The sequence below is a fragment of the Pseudoxanthomonas sp. PXM03 genome (assembly GCF_014852005.1).
In the GTDB taxonomy this organism is placed as follows: Bacteria; Pseudomonadota; Gammaproteobacteria; order Xanthomonadales; family Xanthomonadaceae; genus Pseudoxanthomonas_A.
Map to the genome: position 1 here is coordinate 18304 of NZ_JACVAU010000005.1, position 18330 is coordinate 36633.

Here is an 18330-nt window from a genome sequence, read left to right on the forward strand (position 1 = left end):
GAGGGGTTTTCGGGCCACGCCAGCCGCTTTGGGCCCGCCATGACCAGCACCGCCGAACTCACCTCGCCCTCGTCCGCCAACACGCCGCAGATCGGGGTGATCGACAGCGATTACACGCTGGAACACAAGTACACCCGCACCGACGGGCGCATCTACCTGAGTGGCGTGCAGGCGCTGGTGCGCCTGCCACTGATGCAGCGGCTGCGCGACCAGGCGGCGGGGCTGAACACCGCAGGCTTCATCAGTGGCTACCGCGGCTCGCCGCTGGGCGGCTTCGATCTGGAGCTGTGGCGCGCGCGCAAGCACCTGGAGGCGGCGGCGGTGAAGTTCATCCCGGGCCTCAACGAGGACCTGGGCGCGACCATGGTGTGGGGCACGCAGCAGACCAACCTGTTCCCGGGCGCCAAGGTCGATGGCGTGTATTCGATGTGGTACGGCAAGGGCCCCGGCGTGGACCGCTGCGGCGACGTGTTCAAGCACGGCAATGCGGCGGGTACCTCGAAGTTCGGCGGCGTGCTGGCGCTGGCCGCCGACGACCACAACTGCCGCAGCTCCACGCTGCCGCACGGCTCGGAAGACGAATTCGTCAGCGCGATGATGCCGGTGCTGAACCCGGCCGGCGTGCAGGACATCCTCGACCTGGGCCTGGTGGGCTGGGCGATGAGCCGCTACACCGGCCGCTGGATCGGCTTCAAGACGATCGCCGAGACGGTGGAGTCGTCGGCCTCGGTGCAGGTGGATCCGTTTGCGCGCTCGATCGTGCTGCCGGAGGATTTCGCGATGCCGGCAGGCGGGCTCAACATCCGCTGGCCGAATCCGCCGCTCGACCAGGAAATGCGCCTGCACAAGTACGCAGTCGCCGCGGCGCAGGCCTTCGCCCGCGCCAACAACGTCGATCGCATCGTGCTGGATTCGCCGCGCGCGCGTCTCGGCATCGTCACCACCGGCAAGAGCTACCTGGACGTGCTGCAGGCGCTGGAGTACCTGGGCCTGGACGAGCAGGCCTGCGCCGACATCGGTATCCGCGTCTACAAGGTCGGCATGACCTGGCCGCTGGAACCGGTGGGCATCACCGAGTTCGCCAAGGGACTGGAAGACATCGTGGTGGTGGAGGAGAAGCGCGCCTTCATCGAGCGGCAGATGAAGGAGTACTTCTACAACTGGCCGGCGAATGCGGGCACGCGCCCGTCCATCGTCGGCAAGTACGACGAAGCCGGCGAGTGGATCCTGCCGTCCACCGGCGAACTGACCCCGGCCACCATCGCCGGCGTGATCGGTCGCCGCATCCTGCGCTTCCCGCTTCCATCAAGCACTTTCACGGAATCCATCGAACAGCGCCTGCGCTGGATGGAGGAGAAGGAAGCCGAGATGGCGCTGCCGCGTGCCAACTTCCCGCGCGTGCCGCACTACTGCTCGGGCTGCCCGCACAACACCTCGACGGTGGTGCCGGAAGGCTCGCGCGCGCTCGGCGGCATCGGCTGCCACTACATGGTCACCTGGATGGACCGCAACACCGACACCTTCACCCACATGGGTGGCGAAGGCGTGACGTGGTCCGGGCAGGCGCCGTTCACCGAGACCGAGCACGTGTTCCAGAACCTGGGCGACGGCACGTTCTTCCACTCCGGCTCGCTGGCGGTACGCCAGTCGGTGGCCACCGGAGTGAACATCACCTACAAGATCCTCTACAACGACGCGGTGGCGATGACCGGCGGCCAGCCGGTGGACGGCACGCTGTCGGTGCCGCAGATCGCGCACATGATGCGTGCGGAAGGCGTGGACACGATCGTCGTGGTCAGTGACGAGATCGGCAAGTGGAGCAAGCGCGAGCTGTTCCCCTCGGGCGTGGAATTCTTCGACCGCAAGGAACTGGACGACGTGCAGCGCCGCCTGCGCGGGGTGAAGGGCGTCTCCATCCTGATCTACGACCAGGTCTGCGCCACCGAGAAGCGCCGCCGCCGCAAGCGCGGCAAGCTGCCGGACCCGGCCAAGCGCACGATGGTCAACACGCTGGTCTGCGAAGGCTGCGGCGACTGCGGCGTGAAGAGCTTCTGCGTATCGGTGCTGCCGAAGGAAACCGAGTTCGGCCGCAAGCGCGAGATCGACCAGTCGAACTGCAACAAGGATTTCCGCTGCGTCGACGGCTTCTGCCCCAGCTTCGTCACCGTGCACGGCGGCACGCCGCGCAAGGGCAAGAAGGCCAATGCGGCGGATCTTCTCGCCACACTGCCGGCACCGGCGTTCAAGTCCGACCTCGACCAGCCCTGGAACATCCTCATCACCGGCGTCGGCGGCACCGGCGTGGTGACCATCGGCGCCCTGCTCGGCATGGCCGGCCATCTGGAAGGCAAAGGCGCCAGCGTGCTCGACCAGACCGGCCTGGCGCAGAAGGGCGGCGCGGTGACCACGCACATCCGCATCGCGCGCACGCCGGAAGACATCCATGCCGTGCGCATCGCCGCCGGCGAGGCGGATCTGGTGCTGGGCTGCGACATGGTGGTGGTCAATGATTACTGGGTGCTGTCGAAGGTGCGCGGCGAGCGCTCGCAGGTGGTGTTGAACACTTACGAGGCGATGCCGGGCACGTTCACCACGCATCCCGACATGCAGTTCCCGGCCACCGACATCGTGGCCGGCGTCAAGGTCGCCCTCGGTGGTCGTGATCCGATGCTGGTCGATGCCACGCAGATCGCAACCGCACTGATCGGCGACGCGATCGGCAGCAACCTCTTCATGCTGGGCTACGCCTGGCAGCAGGGCCTGGTGCCGATCTCGTTCGAGGCGATCATGCGCGCGGTCGAACTCAATGGCGCCGCCATCGAGATGAACAAGACCGCGTTCGCCTGGGGTCGACTGGCCGTGGTCAACCCGCAGGCGGTGCAGGAAGCCGCCGGCCTGATCCACAACACGCAGACCGAGAGCGAGCGCACGCCGGGCACGCTGCAGATCCTGCCGCCGGGCGAATGGGAAAGCACCGAGTGGGGCGCGAATGCCGCCCCGCGCAATCCAGGCAACGAAAGCGAATTGCGCGGTTTGCCCGACAGCGGCACCGGCGGTGGCGACAACGTCGCCTTCCTGCCGCTGGACGACCTGCGCCTGTCGCGCTCGCTGGATGAACTGGTCGCACGGCGCTCGGCCTTCCTCACCGAGTACCAGGATGCCGCGTACGCGCGCCGCTACACCGACCTGGTGGCCAAGGTGCGCTCGGCCGAGAACATCAAGGCGCCCGGTTCGACGGCATTGACCGAGGCCGTGGCCCGCTACTTCTTCAAGCTGATGGCGTACAAGGACGAGTACGAAGTGGCGCGCCTGTACACCAGCGGCGATTTCCAGCGCCGCCTGCAACAGCAGTTCGACGGCGACTACGAGGTGCACTTCCACCTCGCGCCGCCGCTGTTCGCCAAGAAGGACGCACAGGGCCGCCTGATGAAGAAGGAATACGGCCCGTGGGTGTTCAAGGCGTTCGGCCTGCTGGCGAAGCTGCGCTTCCTGCGTGGCGGCACGTTCGACGTGTTCGGCTATACCGACGAACGCAAGGGCGAGCGCCAGCTGATCGCCGACTACGAGAAGACGATCCGCGACCTGCTGGCGGCATTGTACGCCGACCGCCTGGAACTGGCGGTCGAGATCGCCAGCATCCCCGAGCACATCCGCGGCTACGGCCACGTCAAGGAAAAGCACCTGCATGCCGCCAAGGCGCGCGAGGCCGAACTGCTCGGCATCTGGCGCAACCCGAAGGCGCTGCATATCGTGCAGGCAGCCTGACGATGAACACCCCGCTCCGGCGGGGTTTTCTTTAACGGTCGGTCACGCGCTCCGTCGCCACACCAGGCAGCGGTTGTTCGCCGGCATGGCGCTGTCCTCCTCAAGCACCAGTCCGATGCCGCGCGCCAGCGCATCGACCGCTTCGAAGTCGCGGATGCCCGAGGCGGGATCGCGATCCTTCAGCCACTGCTCGAAGGCGCGGTTGCTGTCGCTGGTGAAATCGCCGCCGTAATTGAACGGGCCGTAGACCACCAGCAGCCCACCGTCTTCCAGCACGGCGGCGATGCCGGCGAAGAACGCCTGCACCTGTGCCCATCCCATGATGTGCAGGCTGTTGGCGCTGAAGACCGCATCGAAGGTCGCGTCGGGCCAAGGGCCGTCGACATCCAGCTCAATCGCAGGCGGCGTGTTGGGCAGGCCAGCATCGTCGCGCCACAGCGCGATGCCCGGCAGGTTGTCGGCGCGATCGCTTGCCTGCCACGAGAGCCACGGCATCGCCGCGGCGAAGTGGACCGCATGCTGGCCGGTGCCGCTGCCGATTTCCAGCACACGGCGGGTGTCTGCGAAGTGACGCAGGAGTACCTCGAGGATCGGCCCCTGATTGCGTTCGCAGGAAGGTGCGAAGGGCTTTTCCGCCATCATCCGCCCGCTGCGCGCACGTAGAAGCGCTTCGCGCCGCCTTCGCCCGCGCGCTCCTCGACCGTGAAATGGCGCGGATGCGCTTTCATCAGGTCGCTGAGCTTCTTGTGCCCGTAAAGGCGAGTGTCGAAATCCGGGCGCACCTTGCTGAGGTAGCTGCCGACACTGCCGAGGAACGCCCAGCCCTGGTCGTCGCTGGCCTCTTCGATGGCCTGGCGGATCAGCCGCAGCGGCAACGACTCATGCCGGCCCTGCTCCACTGCGGGTGCGGCGGTCGGCTCGGCCTGGGCGACAGGCTTCTTCGCGGCCGGCCTCGCGGCCTTCTTCGCGGGCTTGGCCGGTGGCGGCGGTGGTGCGGGCACTTCACTGCGCAGCACCTCGACATAGATGAACTTGTCGCAGGCCTGCACGAACGCGTCCGGCGTCTTGCGTTCGCCGAAGCCGTACACGGTCAGGCCTTCTTCGCGCAGCCGTTGCGCCAAGCGGGTGAAGTCGCTGTCGCTGGACACCAGGCACACGCCATCGAAGCGCCGCGTATACATCAGGTCCATCGCGTCGATGATCAGCGAACTGTCGGTGGCGTTCTTGCCGCTGGTATAGGCGAACTGCTGCACCGGATTGATCGAATGCTTCAGCAGCGCCTGCTTCCACTGGGTCATGCGCGTGCTGGTGAAGTCGCCGTAGATGCGCTTCACGCTGGCCACGCCGTACTTGGCCACTTCCGCGAGCAGTCCTTCGATGACCGAAGGCTGGGCATTGTCGGCATCGATCAGCACCGCCAGCCGCGGCTGCTCTTCGTCGTTCTCTGACCGGGCGACCGGGCGGGATTTCATGCGGGGCGATTCCTGTGCGGGATGAGGCGCATTGTGCACCACGTGTGCATGGCATGACCGGCGTCACTTGACGCTGCGCTGCATGCCGACGAAAGTCCGGGGGCTTTCGCTTCCGGACCCCGACATGCAACGACGCGACTTCCTCACCCTGGGCGGACTGACCTTCGCCGGACTGGCCCTGCCCGGCACGCGCGTGATCGCCGCGGAGGCGCTGCTGGAACCCGGTGACGCGGCGAAGAACAAGCGCCTGGCTGATATCGCGCTGGCGGCCGCAACGGCAGCAGGCGCGAGCTATTGCGATGTCCGTATCGGCCGCTACCTGCGACAGTCGCTGATCACCCGCGAGGACAAGGTGCAGAATGTGGTGAACACCGAATCCTCCGGCATCGGCGTGCGCGTGATTGCGCAGGGCGCATGGGGTTTCGCCGCGACCCACGACCAGACACCCGACGGCGTCGCGATGGCGGCACGGCAGGCGGTGGCCATCGCGCGTGCGAACGCCCGCATCCAGGGCAAGCCGGTGCAGCTGGCACCCTTGAAGGGCGTGGGCGAGGTAGCGTGGCGCACTCCGATCGTGAAGAACGCGATGGCAGTGCCGGTGAAGGAGAAGGTGGACCTGCTGCTCGGTGCCAACGCCACCGCACTCGCCGCCGGGGCCAGCTTCGCGGCGTCGCGCATGTTCGTGATCAACGAACAGAAGTACTTCGCCAGCACCGATGGCTCCTGGATCGACCAGGACGTGCACCGCATCTGGGTGCCGTTCACGGTGACGGTGGTGGACAAGGCGACGGGCAAGTTCAAGACCCGCGACGGCTTGTCCGCGCCGATGGGCATGGGCTACGAGTACCTGGATGCGAATCCGGACGACAAAGTCGCGCTGCCAGGCGGCGTGGTGGCCTACGGCGCGTCGTACGATTTGCGCGAGGACATCGTGGCGGCGGCGAAGCAGGCGCGCGCCAAGCTGACTGCGCCGTCGGTGAAGCCGGGCAAGTATGACCTCGTGCTGGACCCGTCCAACCTGTTCCTGACCATCCACGAGAACGTCGGTCACCCGCTGGAGCTGGACCGCGTGCTGGGGTACGAAGCCAACTACGCCGGTACCAGCTTCGCCACACTGGACAAGCGCGAACAGAACTTCCAGTGGGGCAGCCCGATCGTCAACTTCACCGCCGACAAGACCGAGCCGCGCAGCCTCGGCGCGGTCGGCTACGACGACGAAGGCGTGAAGACCCGCCGCTGGGACCTGGTCAAGGACGGCGTGCTGGTGAACTACCAGGCGACCCGCGACGAAGTGCACATCCTCGGCGAGGACGCTTCGCACGGCTGCAGCTACGCCGATTCGTGGAGCAGCGTGCAGTTCCAGCGCATGGCCAACGTCTCGCTGGCGCCGGGCAAGACGCCGCTGACGGTGGCGGAGATGGTGAAGGATGTGGAGAACGGCCTCTACATCCATGGACGCGGGTCGTATTCGATCGACCAGCAGCGCTACAACGCGCAGTTTGGCGGACAGCTGTACTTCGAGATCAAGAATGGCGAAGTGACCCGTCAGGTTGAAGACGCCGCTTACCAGATCCGCACGCCCGAATTCTGGAATGCGTGCACGGCGATCTGCGACGCACGCGACTTCCGCCTGGGGGGCTCGTTCTTCGACGGCAAGGGCCAGCCCAGCCAAGTGTCGGCGGTATCGCATGGATCGGCGACCACGCGCTTCAACGGCATCAACATCATCAATACGGCGCGATCGCTGGGGTGAAGAGGCTGCCGTCATCCCAGCGTACGCCGGGATGACCGCGTGAAGTGTGCGAATGGACCCAGGATGGTGCATGCGATCACGATGACGAGCATCTTCTATGCCGAAAGTCATTTGACGCTGTCTGCATGCGGAGGCAAGAATCGGGGACGACCTGCGCGGGGACAGCGCGGGCGGACGCACTACCGTCGCAGCCCCGCCTGCCCATGCAGGCCCAACCGGTGGAGAACAGCCTTGCAACGTCGTGACTTTCTGGCCCTGACCGGCCTCAGCGTAGGCGGCCTGATGGTGCCGTCCTTCTTCGGCAAGGCGATCGCCGCCGAGCAACTGCAGTCCACCCTGGATGTCGCCTTCAAGAAGCGCCTTGCCGATGCGGCACTGGCGGCGGCCAAGCAGGCCGGCGCGACCTACTGCGACGTCCGCATCGGCCGCTACCTGCGCCAGTTCGTGATCACCCGCGAGGACAAGGTGCAGAACGTGGTGAACACCGAGTCCACCGGTGCCGGCATCCGCGTGATCGCCAACGGCGCCTGGGGCTTCGCCGCCACCAACACGCTCACCGCCGAAGGCGTGGCCAGCGCCGCGCGCCAGGCGGCCGCCATCGCCAAGGCCAACAGCAAGACCCAGACCGCGCCGGTGCAACTGGCGAAGGCGCCGGGCTTCGGTGAAGTGGCGTGGAAGACGCCGATCAAGAAGAACGCGATGGAGGTGCCGATCAAGGACAAGGTCGACCTGCTGCTGGGTGTGAACGCCGCCGCGATCAACGCGGGCGCGGACTTCGTCAACTCGATGATGTTCCTGGTCAACGAGCAGAAGTATTTCGCCAGCACCGACGGCTCGTACATCGACCAGGACGTGCACCGCATCTGGGTACCGATGACCGTGACCGCCATCGACAAGGCCAGCGGCAAGTTCCGTACCCGCGACGGCCTGTCCTCGCCGATGGGCCTGGGCTACGAGTACCTGGACGGCGACGCGTCGCAGAAGTTCACCACGCCCAACGGGGTGGTCAACTACGGCCTGTCCTACGACATGAAGGAAGACGCCATCGCCTCGGCCAAGCAGGCGCGCGCCAAGCTGACCGCGCCCTCGGTGAAGCCGGGCAAGTACGACCTGGTGCTGGACCCGTCGCACACCTGGCTGACCATCCACGAATCCGTCGGCCATCCGCTGGAACTGGATCGCGTGCTGGGCTACGAGGCCAACTACGCCGGCACCAGCTTCGCCACCCTGGACAAGCGCGAGCAGCGCTTCCAGTACGGCAGCGAGCTGGTCAACCTGTTCGCCGACAAGACCCAGCCCGGCAGCCTGGGCGCGGTCGGCTACGACGACGAAGGCGTCAAGACCAAGCGCTGGGACCTGGTCAGCGCCGGCAAGCTGGTGGACTACCAGACCATCCGTGACCAGGCGCACATCCTGGGCAAGACCGAATCCGACGGCTGCTGCTACGCCGACTCGTGGAGCAGCGTGCAATTCCAGCGCATGGCCAACGTGTCGCTGGCGGCAGGCAAGCAGAAGCTCTCGGTCGCCGACATGGTCAAGGATGTGGAGAACGGCATCTACATCATCGGCGACGGTTCGTTCTCCATCGACCAGCAGCGCTACAACGCGCAGTTCGGCGGCCAGCTGTTCTACGAGATCAAGAACGGCAAGATCACTCAGCAGATCGAGGACGTGGCCTACCAGATCCGCACGCCGGAGTTCTGGAACGCCTGTGCCGCCGTCTGCGACGAAAGCGACTACCGCCTGGGCGGTTCGTTCTTCGACGGCAAGGGCCAGCCCGGCCAGGTGTCCGCCGTCTCGCACGGTTCGTCCACCGCGCGTTTCAACGGCATCAACGTCATCAACACCGCCCGCTCGCTCGGCTGACCGGCGCTTTAAGGAGATCACCAGAACATGAGCATCCTCACCGAAGCGCAGGCCAAGGCCATCCTGGACAAGGTCATCGCGCTGTCCAAGGCCGATGAGTGCACCGCGTCCCTCACCGGCTCGATCGAAGGCAACATCCGCTTCGCCCTCAACAATGTGTCCACCAGCGGCATCGTCAGCAATACCGACCTGGCGGTGCAGGTGGCGTTCGGCAAGCGCACCGGCGTGGCGACGATCAACGAGTTCGACGACGCCTCGCTGGAGCGCGTGGTCCGTCGGGCGGAAGACCTCGCCCGCCTGGCGCCGGAGAACCCGGAATTCATGCCGGCCGTCGAGAAGCAGACCTACAAGCCCAGCCCCACGTTCAGCGAATCCACCGCCGCCATCACGCCGGAGTTCCGCGCGCAGGTGGCCGCCGACTCGATCGGTCCGTGCAAGGCGGAGAAGCTGATCGCCGCCGGCTTCCTGGAAGACGGCCAGAGCTTCGTCGCCTTCGCCAACAGCAAGGGCAACTTCGGCTACCAGAAGGCCACCGCGTTCAACTACACCTGCACGGTACGCACCGAAGACGGCCGGGGTTCCGGCTGGGTGGGCCGCAACCTGAAGGATGCGAACACCTTCAAGGCCGACAGCGACATCCGCACTGCGATGCGCAAGGCCAGCGAATCGGCCGAAGCGAAGGCGCTGGAGCCGGGCAAGTACACGGTCATCCTGGAGCCCGCAGCGGCGGCCGGCCTGATCTCCTTCATGATGAACTTCTTCGATGCGCGCCAGGCCGACGAAGGCCGCAGCTTCCTGTCCAAGAAGGGCGGCGGCAACAAGCTGGGCGAGCAGGTCTACGATCCCCGCGTGAACATCAGCGCCGACCCGTGGCACCCCGGCGCGGAAGTGATGCCGTGGGACAGCGAAGGTCTGCCGCGCGAGAAGATGGCCATCGTCGAAAATGGCAAGGTGGTCAACCTGGAGTACTCGCGCTTCTGGGCCCAGAAGCAGGGCAAGCGTGCGATCGGTTCGCCGGGCAACCTGCTGGTGGCCGGCGGCACCAAGTCCACCGCCGAGCTGGTCGCCGGTACGCAGAAGGGCATCCTGGTCACGCGCACGTGGTACATCCGCATGGTCGACCCGCAGACCGTGCTGCTGACCGGCCTGACCCGCGACGGCACGTTCTACATCGAGAACGGGCAGATCAAGCACCCGGTGAAGAACTTCCGCTTCAACGAATCGCCGGTGATCATGCTCAACAACATCGAAGAACTCGGCAAGCCGGTGCGCGTGGCTGGCGACGAGTCCAGCTTCGTGATGATGATCCCGCCGATGAAGCTGCGCGACTTCACGTTCACGTCGCTGTCGGACGCGGTGTAAACGCGAGCGCGATCTGCTCCCTCCCCCGCCCGCGGGGGAGGGCTGGGGTGGGGGCCCGACGAAATCGCAAGCGTTCCGCACTACGGAGCGCACCAAAGCTCTCTCCTTTGTGCTCCGCATCCTTCGATGAAACCCCTCGTGCTCTTGCCCTCGCCCCCATCCCAACCTTCCCTCGCACGCGGGGTAAGGGGTGGTTTCCCGTGACGATGACACGCGCCGGGTTCCTGCGACTCATGGCCGGCGGCCTGGCCGGCGCGCTGCTGGCCGCACCGGCCCGCAGCGCACATGCGACCGGGCGTTATGACTTCTGGTTCACCCGCCTGAAGTACGACTCCGGCGACTGGGACGTGGACGCGCGCATGCCGTCCAACCTCATCACCTCGCTGATCGACTACACCACCCTGCGCGTGGACCCGAAGGAACACGTGCTGGCCCTGTCCGACCCACGCATGCTGGCCGCACCGTTCTGCTACCTGGCCGGTCACAAGCTGGTGGAGTTCAACCCGGCCGAGCGGCGCAACTTCGAGCGGTACGTGCGCAATGGCGGCTTCGTGTTCGTGGACGACTGCAACCACGACATCGACGGCCTGTTCGCCAAGTCGTTCGAAGCGCAGATGGCGTCGATCTTCGGCGCGAAGGCGATGAAGAAACTGCCGAACACGCATGCCATCTACCGGAGTTTCTTCAAGTTCGACGGGCCGCCGGCCACCGGCTTCGAACTCAATGGCTGGGGCGACGACCTGGTGCACGAGTACCTGCAGGGCATCGAGATCAACGGCCGCCTCGGCGTGCTCTACAGCAACAAGGACTATGGCTGCGAGTGGGACTACGACTGGCGCAACAAGCGCTTCCTGGCCGAGGACAACACGAAGTTCGGCGTCAATCTCGTGATCTATGCGTTGACGACATGATCACCAAACCACCTCTGTAGGAGGGGCTTCCAGCCCCGACCGTGAACCCGCAGAAGAGCATCGGGGCTGAAGCCCCTCCTACATCCTTCCTTCCGACGAACACGCCAATGCCCCCCATCACCGAATCCGACCTCCAGCAACAGCTCGCCAAACTGGGCGAACTCCGTGCCGCCATCGGCCAGGCCATCGTCGGCCAGCAGGACGTGGTGGAGCAGCTGCTGATCGGCCTGCTGGCCGGTGGCCACTGCCTGCTCGAAGGCGTGCCGGGACTGGGCAAGACGTTGCTGGTGCGCTCGCTGGGCCAGGCGCTGCACCTGCAGTTCCGCCGCGTGCAGTTCACGCCCGACCTGATGCCCAGCGACATCCTGGGCACCGAGCTGCTGGAAGAGGACCACGGCACCGGCCACCGCCATTTCCGTTTCCAGCCCGGCCCCATCTTCACCAACCTGCTGCTGGCCGACGAGTTGAACCGCACGCCGCCGAAAACGCAGGCCGCACTGCTGGAAGCAATGCAGGAACGTACCGTCAGCTATGCCGGCACCACGCACGCACTGCCTTCACCGTTCTTCGTGCTGGCCACGCAGAATCCGCTGGAACAGGCCGGCACGTATCCGCTGCCGGAGGCGCAGCTGGACCGTTTCCTGCTGCACATCCGGGTCGAGTATCCGACCGAACAGGAAGAGCACGACATCCTGGCGCAGACCACCGGTCGCGCCGGTGGCGACGTGCCACGGGTGATGGACGGCACCGAGGTGCTGGCCCTGCAGCAGCACGTGCGCGACGTGCATGTCAGCGAGGATCTGCTGCGCTGGATCACCAGGCTCGTGCGCGCCAGCCGCCCCGGCGACGGCGTGCCCGACGAGGTACGCAAGTACGTGCGCTGGGGCGCCGGTCCGCGCGCCGGCCAGTCGCTGGTGCTGGCGGCCAAAGCCCGCGCGCTGCTGCACGGCCGCCTGGCGGCGACGCGCGAGGATATCGCCGCATTGGCCAAGCCGGTGATGCGCCACCGCCTGCTGCTGTCGTTCGCCGCCGAAGCCGAGCAGGTGGGCGCCGACGACGTGATCGCCGCGCTGCTGCGCGGCGTGCCGCTCGCCGCCTGATCGACGTACCGTGGCGTACGACCTGATCCCCGCCGACGTCCGCAGCCGGTTGAAGGACCTGCGGCTGACCGCACGTCGCGCCATCGGCACGCAAGGCATCGGGCTGCACCACAGCCGCAGCCGCGGCGCGGGCCTGGAGTTCGCCCAATACCGCGCGTACGAACCCGGCGACGAGCTGCGCCAGATCGACTGGAAACTGTATGCGCGCTCGGACCGCTTCTTCGTGCGCGAGGCGGAGCGGGAGAGTCCGCTGACGGTATGGATCATGCTCGACGCCACCGCCTCGATGGCACAGGGCGACGGCACGCGCGGTACCCGCTTCGATGCCGCACGTGCACTGGTCGCCTGCATCGCCGAACTGGCGCTGCGCCAGGGCGACCGCTTCGGTCTCCTGGTGCTGCATGGCGGCGGCGTGCGCCTGGTGGCGCCGGGGAACGGGGCGCGTCAGCGCGACCAGCTGCTCCTCGCGCTGCATGGATTGCATGCCAGCGGCATGTTTCCCGCCGTCGACACGTTGGCGCCGGTGTTCGAGCGCATTGGCGCGGGCGACCTGGTGCTGGCACTCAGCGACTGGTTCGACGATGCGATGCTGGCGCTGGCCGAACGCCTGGCGTCCGCAAGGCGCGAGGTGCTGGCGATCCAGCTGCTGACGACCGAGGAACGCGACTTCCCGTTCAATGGCGGCCATCGTTTCCGCGATCCGGAATCCGGCGAGGAGCTGCTGGGCGACGCGGCGGCGCTGCGCGGCGACTACCTGCAACGCTTCGCCGACGCGCAACGCGCACTGGATGCGCGGCTGGACGCCAGCGGTATCCGCCATGCCCGTTACGTGATGGACCAACCGCTGGACCTGCCGCTGCGACGGCTGTTCGGCGCACGCGATGCCGCGGAGTACGCATGAGCCTGGCGTTCCTGCTGCCGGCCGGCTTTGCCGCACTCGCCGCGTTGGCGCTTCCCCTGCTGCTGCACCTGGCACGCAGGCACGAACAGAAGCCGACCGACTTCGCCGCACTGCGCTGGTTGCGGCAGAAACCGAAGCCGCGCCACCGCATCCGCTTCGACGAATGGCCATTGCTGTTGCTGCGCCTGTTGCTGCTTGCGCTGCTCGCACTCTGGCTGGCACGGCCCGTGCTGTCGGGCTTGGACGATACACGCCCGTGGATCGTCGTCGTGCCGGGCGTGGAGGCCGCCGTGGCGCAAGCGCAGGCGAAGGAACCCCGCATGCGGCTGCACTGGCTGGCGTCGGGCTTCCCGGCGCTGGAAGAACCGGCGCCGTCCGGCACGCCCGCCATCGGCAGCCTGCTGCGGCAGCTGGACGCGGAACTGCCGCCCGGCGTCGCGTTGACGGTCCTCGTTCCAGCGACGTTGCAGGGGGCGGATGCCGAGCGACCCGCGTTGTCGCGCACGGTGACCTGGAAGATTGTCGAGGGCGCGATGCAGGCGACACCCGCCGCCGCCGCGGCACCGCTTGCGCTGGTCGTTCGCCACGAAGCCGACAATGAGCGCGGGCTGCGCTACCTGCGAGCCGCCGCGCGCGCATGGCAACCGACCAACGCAACGGGGACAGCGGCGGTGGAGGTCGGCACGACCGGCGCGCCGTTGCCCGCGCCGTCGCATCCGCTGGTCTGGCTGGCGCCCGGGCCGGTGCCGGTGCCGGTCGTGCAGTGGATCTCGGCCGGCGGCACTGCGTTGCTGGCCCGGGAGAGCACGCTGGATGGCGTCGCGATGACGTCGGTGGCCTGGCGCGATGCCGATGGCGCGCCGCTGGTCGAAGCGGCGGTGCACGGCCAGGGTCGCGTGCTGCGTTTCACCCGGCCACTGCGGCCCGACGCGATGCCGGCTCTCGTCGAAGCGGATTTCCCGCGCCGCTTGCGCGCGTTGTTCGATGCGCCCGTCGTACCGCCGACGCGCGTGCCCGCCGGTGACTACGCGCCCGTCGGCGGCGGTGCGGCCTACCCGGTCGCACCGCGCGACCTGCAACCCTGGCTGGCGCTGCTGATCGCGCTGCTCGTGCTGGTGGAGCGCTGGATGGCGACGCGACGCACGCGGAGCGCGGCGCCATGACGTTGTCGGCCTTCGACCGCCTCGCCCAGGTCCGCCGCCACGTGGTCGCGGGCCAGCTGCTGCTGGGCGCGGCCATGCCCGTTGCGCTGGGCGGTGTGCTGTGGCGCGTCGCATCGCCCGCGCTGGCGATCGCGGTCACCGTGGCGGGAATCGCGGTGCTGGCGCTGCTCGCCTGGCGGCGGACGCGCGCCTTCGACAACACCTGGCTGGTGCGCCAGCTGGATGCGCGACGCAGGGACCTCGACGACAGCAGCGACCTGCTGCTTGCACCGCAGGCAACGCTGACGCCGTTGCAGCAGTTGCAGCAGGCCCGCGTGCGCGAACGCTTGCGCACCCAGCCGGCGCCGGACCTGCGCGCACCGTGGCCATGGGCACGCATCGTCGCGATGTGGTGCGTCGCGGCGATCGTGATCGTCGCGGCGGCGCTCTGGCCCGCGCGCACGCCGGACGCCGGCGCGCTGGCACCCGCGGACGATGTCGCGCCGGTGATCCCCGGTGTTCCGCGCCTGGTCGCGCAGCGGTTGCACGTGGCGCCGCCGTCGTACACCGGCCAATCGCCCCGCGACGAGGCCACGCTGGACGCGAAGGCGCCCGCAGGCTCGCGGCTCACGTGGACGCTGCGCTTCGACCCGCAACCGACGCAGGCGCATCTTGTCTTCCACGATGGCCAGCGCATCGCGCTGGACCGCGACGGCGACACCTGGCGCGCGACGCACGTGCTGGCCAAGTCCACGCTGTACCGTGTGGTCGCCGCCGGCACCGAGGCGCAGCCGCCATCGAAACTGCGCCGGCTGGATGCCATCCCTGATCGCGCGCCGGAGGTGCGGGTGCTGGCCCCGGATCGCGGCCTGAGTCTCGTCAGCGTGGGACAGACACGCTGGGCGCTGGCCTTCGAGGCGCGCGACGACTACGGCATTGCGCCGGCCGCGACGCTCAAGCTGACGCTGGCCCAGGGCAGCGGCGAGAACATCGCCTTCAAGGAGCAGGTGATGACGGTGCGCGGCACGGGCCCGGCAAACGCACGGCGCTTCAGTGCCTCTCTGGACCTGAAAGCACTCGGCATGGCGGTGGGTGACGACCTGATCGCGCAACTGACCGTGCACGACAACCGCACACCATCGCCGCAGGCCGCGCAGAGTCCCGGTTTGATCCTGCGCTGGCCGGCCGACCTGGGCGCCGAAAGCACGGGCCTGGAGGGCATGGTGAAGAAGGTGATGCCCGCCTACTTCCGCAGCCAGCGCCAGATCATCATCGATGCCGAAGCGCTGCAGAAGCAGAAGCGCACGATGTCGTCGGAGAAGTTCGTCGCCCGCTCAGACGCGATCGGCGTGGACCAGCGCATCCTGCGCCTGCGCTATGGCCAGTTCCTCGGCGAAGAGGCCGAGGGCGAGCCGCAACCGCCACCGACGAATGACGGCGAAACCCACACGGACGACGACGGGCACGATCACGCCAACGAAGCGGGCGGGACGGACGACGGACACGGCCACGAGCAGGCCACCAGCGCGACCGGTGCTTCGTTCGGCCGCGAAGCCGACGTGCTGGAAGCCTATGGCCACACGCACGACCACGCCGAAGCGGCGACCCTGCTGGATCCGGAAACCCGTGCGACGCTGAAGAAGGCGCTGGACCAGATGTGGCAGTCGGAACTGCACCTGCGCCAGGGCCAGCCCGACAGGGCGTTGCCCTTTGCCTACAAGGCACTCGAGTACATCAAGCAGGTGCAGCAGGCCACGCGCATCTACCTGGCGCGCGTGGGGCCGGAACTGCCGCCGATCGACGAGACTCGCCGCATGGGCGGTGATCGCACGGGCCTCGCGCCGCGTCCGCTGGGAAGCCTCGAACGCGCGCCTGAGGGCGCGGAATCGGCGCCGGCACGCGCATGGCGGTCGCTCGCCCACGATGGCATTCCCGCCGACGCGGCCGACCTGAATGCACTGCAGGCCTGGTTGCGTGCGAACGAGGTACGCATGCCCGACGCGCTCGATCTGTTCGCCGCCATCGACGAGGTGCGGGGCGAACCGGGCTGTGCCGCGTGCCGGGCCCGGCTGCGTGCGCTGCTGTGGTCGGCGTCGGCGCAACCGCCCGCGCAGGTGCCGCGGCGTGATGCGCTGAATGACGTGGGCCGCCGCTATCTCGACGCCCTGCAACCGGAGCCGGTGCGATGAGCCTGGACACCTCGCTGCCGCTGCTGCTGGCCGCGCTGCTGGCGCTCGCTGTCGTGATCGCGTGGGTGCGCCTGACGCGCAGGCGGCGCGCTGCCGCCGACCGGCATGGCACGTCGCTGCGCTTTGCGATGCTGTGCGCGTTGCAACCGGTCTTCGCGGTGCTGCTCTTCTTCACGCTCTTGCCGCCCCGCCAGACCGCAACCCCCGGCATGCTGGTGGTGATGACGGCGCAGGCCGACCGCGTCGCCCTGCCCGCCCCATGGCAGGGTCAGCCGCGCATCGCGCTCCCGGAAGCGCCAGCGATGGCCGATGCGGAGCGTGCGCCAGACTTGGGCACGGCCCTTCGCCGGCATCCGGATGCGCAGACGCTGCACATCGTCGGTGCCGGACTGGAAGCGCGTGATCGCGATGCGGTCGGTGGCCGGCCGATCACCTTTTCGCCCGCACCGTTGCCACGCGGCATCGTGGCGCTGTCGCCCGTCGCCATTGCCACGCCAGGCGCGCCCTTCGCCGTCAGCGGGCGGGTGAACGGCGCGTCACCGGTGACCGTGGTGCTGCGCGACCCCGCAGGCCAGCGTATCGACGCGACCGCCGTCGATGCGCGCGGCCGCTTCCATCTGACCGGACTGGCGCGGCTGCCCGGCCCCGCGTTGTTCCGGGTGGAAATGCTGGATGCGCGCCACACGGTGATCGATGCAGTGGGCTTGCCGGTGTGGACGCAGGCGGCGACGCCCCCCCGCGTGTGGGCACTCGCCGGGGCGCCCAACGCCGAATGGAAGTACCTGCGTCGCTGGGCCACCGATGCGGGGATCGACCTGCACCTGCAGGTCAGCCTGGGCGGTGGCCTTCAACTGGGTGATGCGCCACTGCCGATGACGGCCGATACGCTGCGCCGCTTCGACCTGGTCGTGCTGGATGCGCGCAGCGCAGCGGCACTGGGCGACGGCCAGCGCGCGGCGTTGGCCGCTGCGGTACGCGACGGCCTGGGCGTGTTGCTGCGCATCGACGGAACGGTGCCACCGGCGACGCAACGGACGCTGGGCGTGTCCCTGACGGGCGACGATGTAGCCGAGTTCCACCTGCCGCGGGCCGCGCCGGACGACGACGCCTGGCGCGCACGACGCGGCGTGGGCACCGCGGACACGCCTATCGACAGCGAGGCGATCACCGCTGGCCTGCCCGTGCTGACACGACGCGATGTGCGCGTGGTGTCGACGGACGCGATTCCGTTGGTACGCGATGCCAACGACGCGGCAATCGCATGGTGGCGCAGCGAAGGACGGGGTCGCATCGGGCTGTGGACGCCGGTCGACACGTACGCGCTGGTGCTGGCGGGACATCCCGACCTGCACGCCTCCCTGTGGTCGCAGGCATTCGGCACGCTCGCGCGCGCCGGCACGCACGCATCACCTCAGATCCCTGCACAGATCCGCGCACCGCAGCGCGCCGCGTTCTGCCACCTCGCCGATGGCGCGCGCATCACCGCCCCGGACGGCACCGTCACCCGACTGCAGCGCGACCCGGCCACCGGCGATGCGCGCTGCGCCGGCTTCTGGCCACGCCTTGCCGGATGGCACCAGTTGAACGTGGGCGAAGACAGCACGCCCTTCCACGTCCGCGCCGCGGACGACGCGCCGCACCTGCACGCCATGGACCTGCGCACGCGCACCGAACACCTCGCTGCGGCACCACGCGCTCGCCACCCGGCGCGCGTGCCTGCGGCGCAGGGTCCGCGCGGTCCGGCCTGGCCGTGGTTCCTGGGTTGGCTGGCGACAGCGGGCCTGCTGTGGTGGCTGGAACGGCGTCGCCCGGCGGCCGGTTAACGAGTATCGAATGTCAGGTGCGTAATCCTTCCTTCAGTCCCATTGT

General features: G+C 68.1%; 12 protein-coding genes. 10 read left to right on the top strand and 2 right to left on the bottom strand.

From position 1 onward, the window contains the following. Positions 1 to 39 precede the first annotated feature (39 nt). Positions 40 to 3765 (top strand): indolepyruvate ferredoxin oxidoreductase family protein, encoded by a 3726-nt coding sequence (locus IB223_RS17380; RefSeq protein ID WP_192203016.1) that lies wholly within the window; start codon positions 40 to 42, stop codon positions 3763 to 3765. A gap of 42 nt (positions 3766 to 3807) precedes the next feature. Here the strand turns inward: IB223_RS17380 and IB223_RS17385 are convergent, their stop codons facing one another. Both IB223_RS17385 and IB223_RS17390 read right to left on the bottom strand, forming a co-directional pair. Beyond that, positions 3808 to 4404 (bottom strand): DUF938 domain-containing protein, encoded by a 597-nt coding sequence (locus IB223_RS17385; protein ID WP_192203017.1) that lies wholly within the window; start codon positions 4402 to 4404, stop codon positions 3808 to 3810. Next, on the bottom strand, positions 4404 to 5237 hold the full coding sequence (locus tag IB223_RS17390; protein ID WP_192203018.1) for an NYN domain-containing protein: 834 nt from the start codon (positions 5235 to 5237) through the stop codon (positions 4404 to 4406). Before IB223_RS17390 ends, IB223_RS17385 begins: the two co-directional genes overlap by 1 nt. Before the next feature lie 124 nt (positions 5238 to 5361). Between IB223_RS17390 and IB223_RS17395 the strand changes: the two genes are divergently transcribed. The 9 genes from IB223_RS17395 to IB223_RS17435 all read left to right on the top strand — a co-directional run bounded on the left by IB223_RS17395 (position 5362) and on the right by IB223_RS17435 (position 18284). Continuing rightward, positions 5362 to 6990, top strand: coding sequence for a TldD/PmbA family protein (locus IB223_RS17395; protein WP_192203019.1), 1629 nt, complete (start codon positions 5362 to 5364; stop codon positions 6988 to 6990). Positions 6991 to 7221: 231 nt separating this feature from the next. Further along, a complete protein-coding gene (locus IB223_RS17400) occupies positions 7222 to 8856 on the top strand; it encodes a TldD/PmbA family protein (RefSeq protein WP_192203020.1) in 1635 nt (544 codons plus the stop codon). 27 nt (positions 8857 to 8883) lie between these two features. Continuing rightward, on the top strand, positions 8884 to 10218 hold the full coding sequence (locus tag IB223_RS17405) for a TldD/PmbA family protein (RefSeq protein WP_192203021.1): 1335 nt from the start codon (positions 8884 to 8886) through the stop codon (positions 10216 to 10218). Positions 10219 to 10424: 206 nt separating this feature from the next. Further along, positions 10425 to 11129: a DUF4159 domain-containing protein gene (locus IB223_RS17410; protein WP_192203226.1), complete on the top strand. Its 705-nt coding sequence runs from the start codon at positions 10425 to 10427 to the stop codon at positions 11127 to 11129. A 107-nt stretch (positions 11130 to 11236) separates the two neighbouring features. Then, positions 11237 to 12229 (top strand): MoxR family ATPase, encoded by a 993-nt coding sequence (locus tag IB223_RS17415; protein WP_192203022.1) that lies wholly within the window; start codon positions 11237 to 11239, stop codon positions 12227 to 12229. A gap of 10 nt (positions 12230 to 12239) precedes the next feature. Further along, positions 12240 to 13130: a DUF58 domain-containing protein gene (locus IB223_RS17420; protein WP_192203023.1), complete on the top strand. Its 891-nt coding sequence runs from the start codon at positions 12240 to 12242 to the stop codon at positions 13128 to 13130. Then, positions 13127 to 14293, top strand: coding sequence for a BatA domain-containing protein (locus IB223_RS17425; RefSeq protein ID WP_192203024.1), 1167 nt, complete (start codon positions 13127 to 13129; stop codon positions 14291 to 14293). The genes IB223_RS17420 and IB223_RS17425 overlap by 4 nt, the downstream gene beginning before the upstream one ends. Further along, on the top strand, positions 14290 to 16461 hold the full coding sequence (locus IB223_RS17430) for a hypothetical protein (RefSeq protein WP_192203025.1): 2172 nt from the start codon (positions 14290 to 14292) through the stop codon (positions 16459 to 16461). Before IB223_RS17425 ends, IB223_RS17430 begins: the two co-directional genes overlap by 4 nt. Further along, the gene (locus tag IB223_RS17435) at positions 16458 to 18284 is read left to right on the top strand and encodes a carboxypeptidase regulatory-like domain-containing protein (RefSeq protein WP_192203026.1); all 1827 of its coding nucleotides are present in this window, start codon (positions 16458 to 16460) and stop codon (positions 18282 to 18284) included. The genes IB223_RS17430 and IB223_RS17435 overlap by 4 nt, the downstream gene beginning before the upstream one ends. Positions 18285 to 18330: the final 46 nt, after the last annotated feature.

What these genes read in the sequence shown, in the direction of transcription:
- IB223_RS17405 (WP_192203021.1), top strand. Translation starts at nt 8,884, where the DNA reads ATGAGCATCCTCACCGAAGCGCAGGCCAAGGCCATCCTGGACAAGGTC.
- IB223_RS17395 (WP_192203019.1), top strand. Translation starts at nt 5,362, where the DNA reads ATGCAACGACGCGACTTCCTCACCCTGGGCGGACTGACCTTCGCCGGA.
- IB223_RS17415 (WP_192203022.1), top strand. Translation starts at nt 11,237, where the DNA reads ATGCCCCCCATCACCGAATCCGACCTCCAGCAACAGCTCGCCAAACTG.
- IB223_RS17385 (WP_192203017.1), bottom strand. Translation starts at nt 4,404, where the DNA reads ATGGCGGAAAAGCCCTTCGCACCTTCCTGCGAACGCAATCAGGGGCCG.
- IB223_RS17390 (WP_192203018.1), bottom strand. Translation starts at nt 5,237, where the DNA reads ATGAAATCCCGCCCGGTCGCCCGGTCAGAGAACGACGAAGAGCAGCCG.
- IB223_RS17380 (WP_192203016.1), top strand. Translation starts at nt 40, where the DNA reads ATGACCAGCACCGCCGAACTCACCTCGCCCTCGTCCGCCAACACGCCG.
- IB223_RS17410 (WP_192203226.1), top strand. Translation starts at nt 10,425, where the DNA reads ATGACACGCGCCGGGTTCCTGCGACTCATGGCCGGCGGCCTGGCCGGC.
- IB223_RS17430 (WP_192203025.1), top strand. Translation starts at nt 14,290, where the DNA reads ATGACGTTGTCGGCCTTCGACCGCCTCGCCCAGGTCCGCCGCCACGTG.
- IB223_RS17425 (WP_192203024.1), top strand. Translation starts at nt 13,127, where the DNA reads ATGAGCCTGGCGTTCCTGCTGCCGGCCGGCTTTGCCGCACTCGCCGCG.
- IB223_RS17435 (WP_192203026.1), top strand. Translation starts at nt 16,458, where the DNA reads ATGAGCCTGGACACCTCGCTGCCGCTGCTGCTGGCCGCGCTGCTGGCG.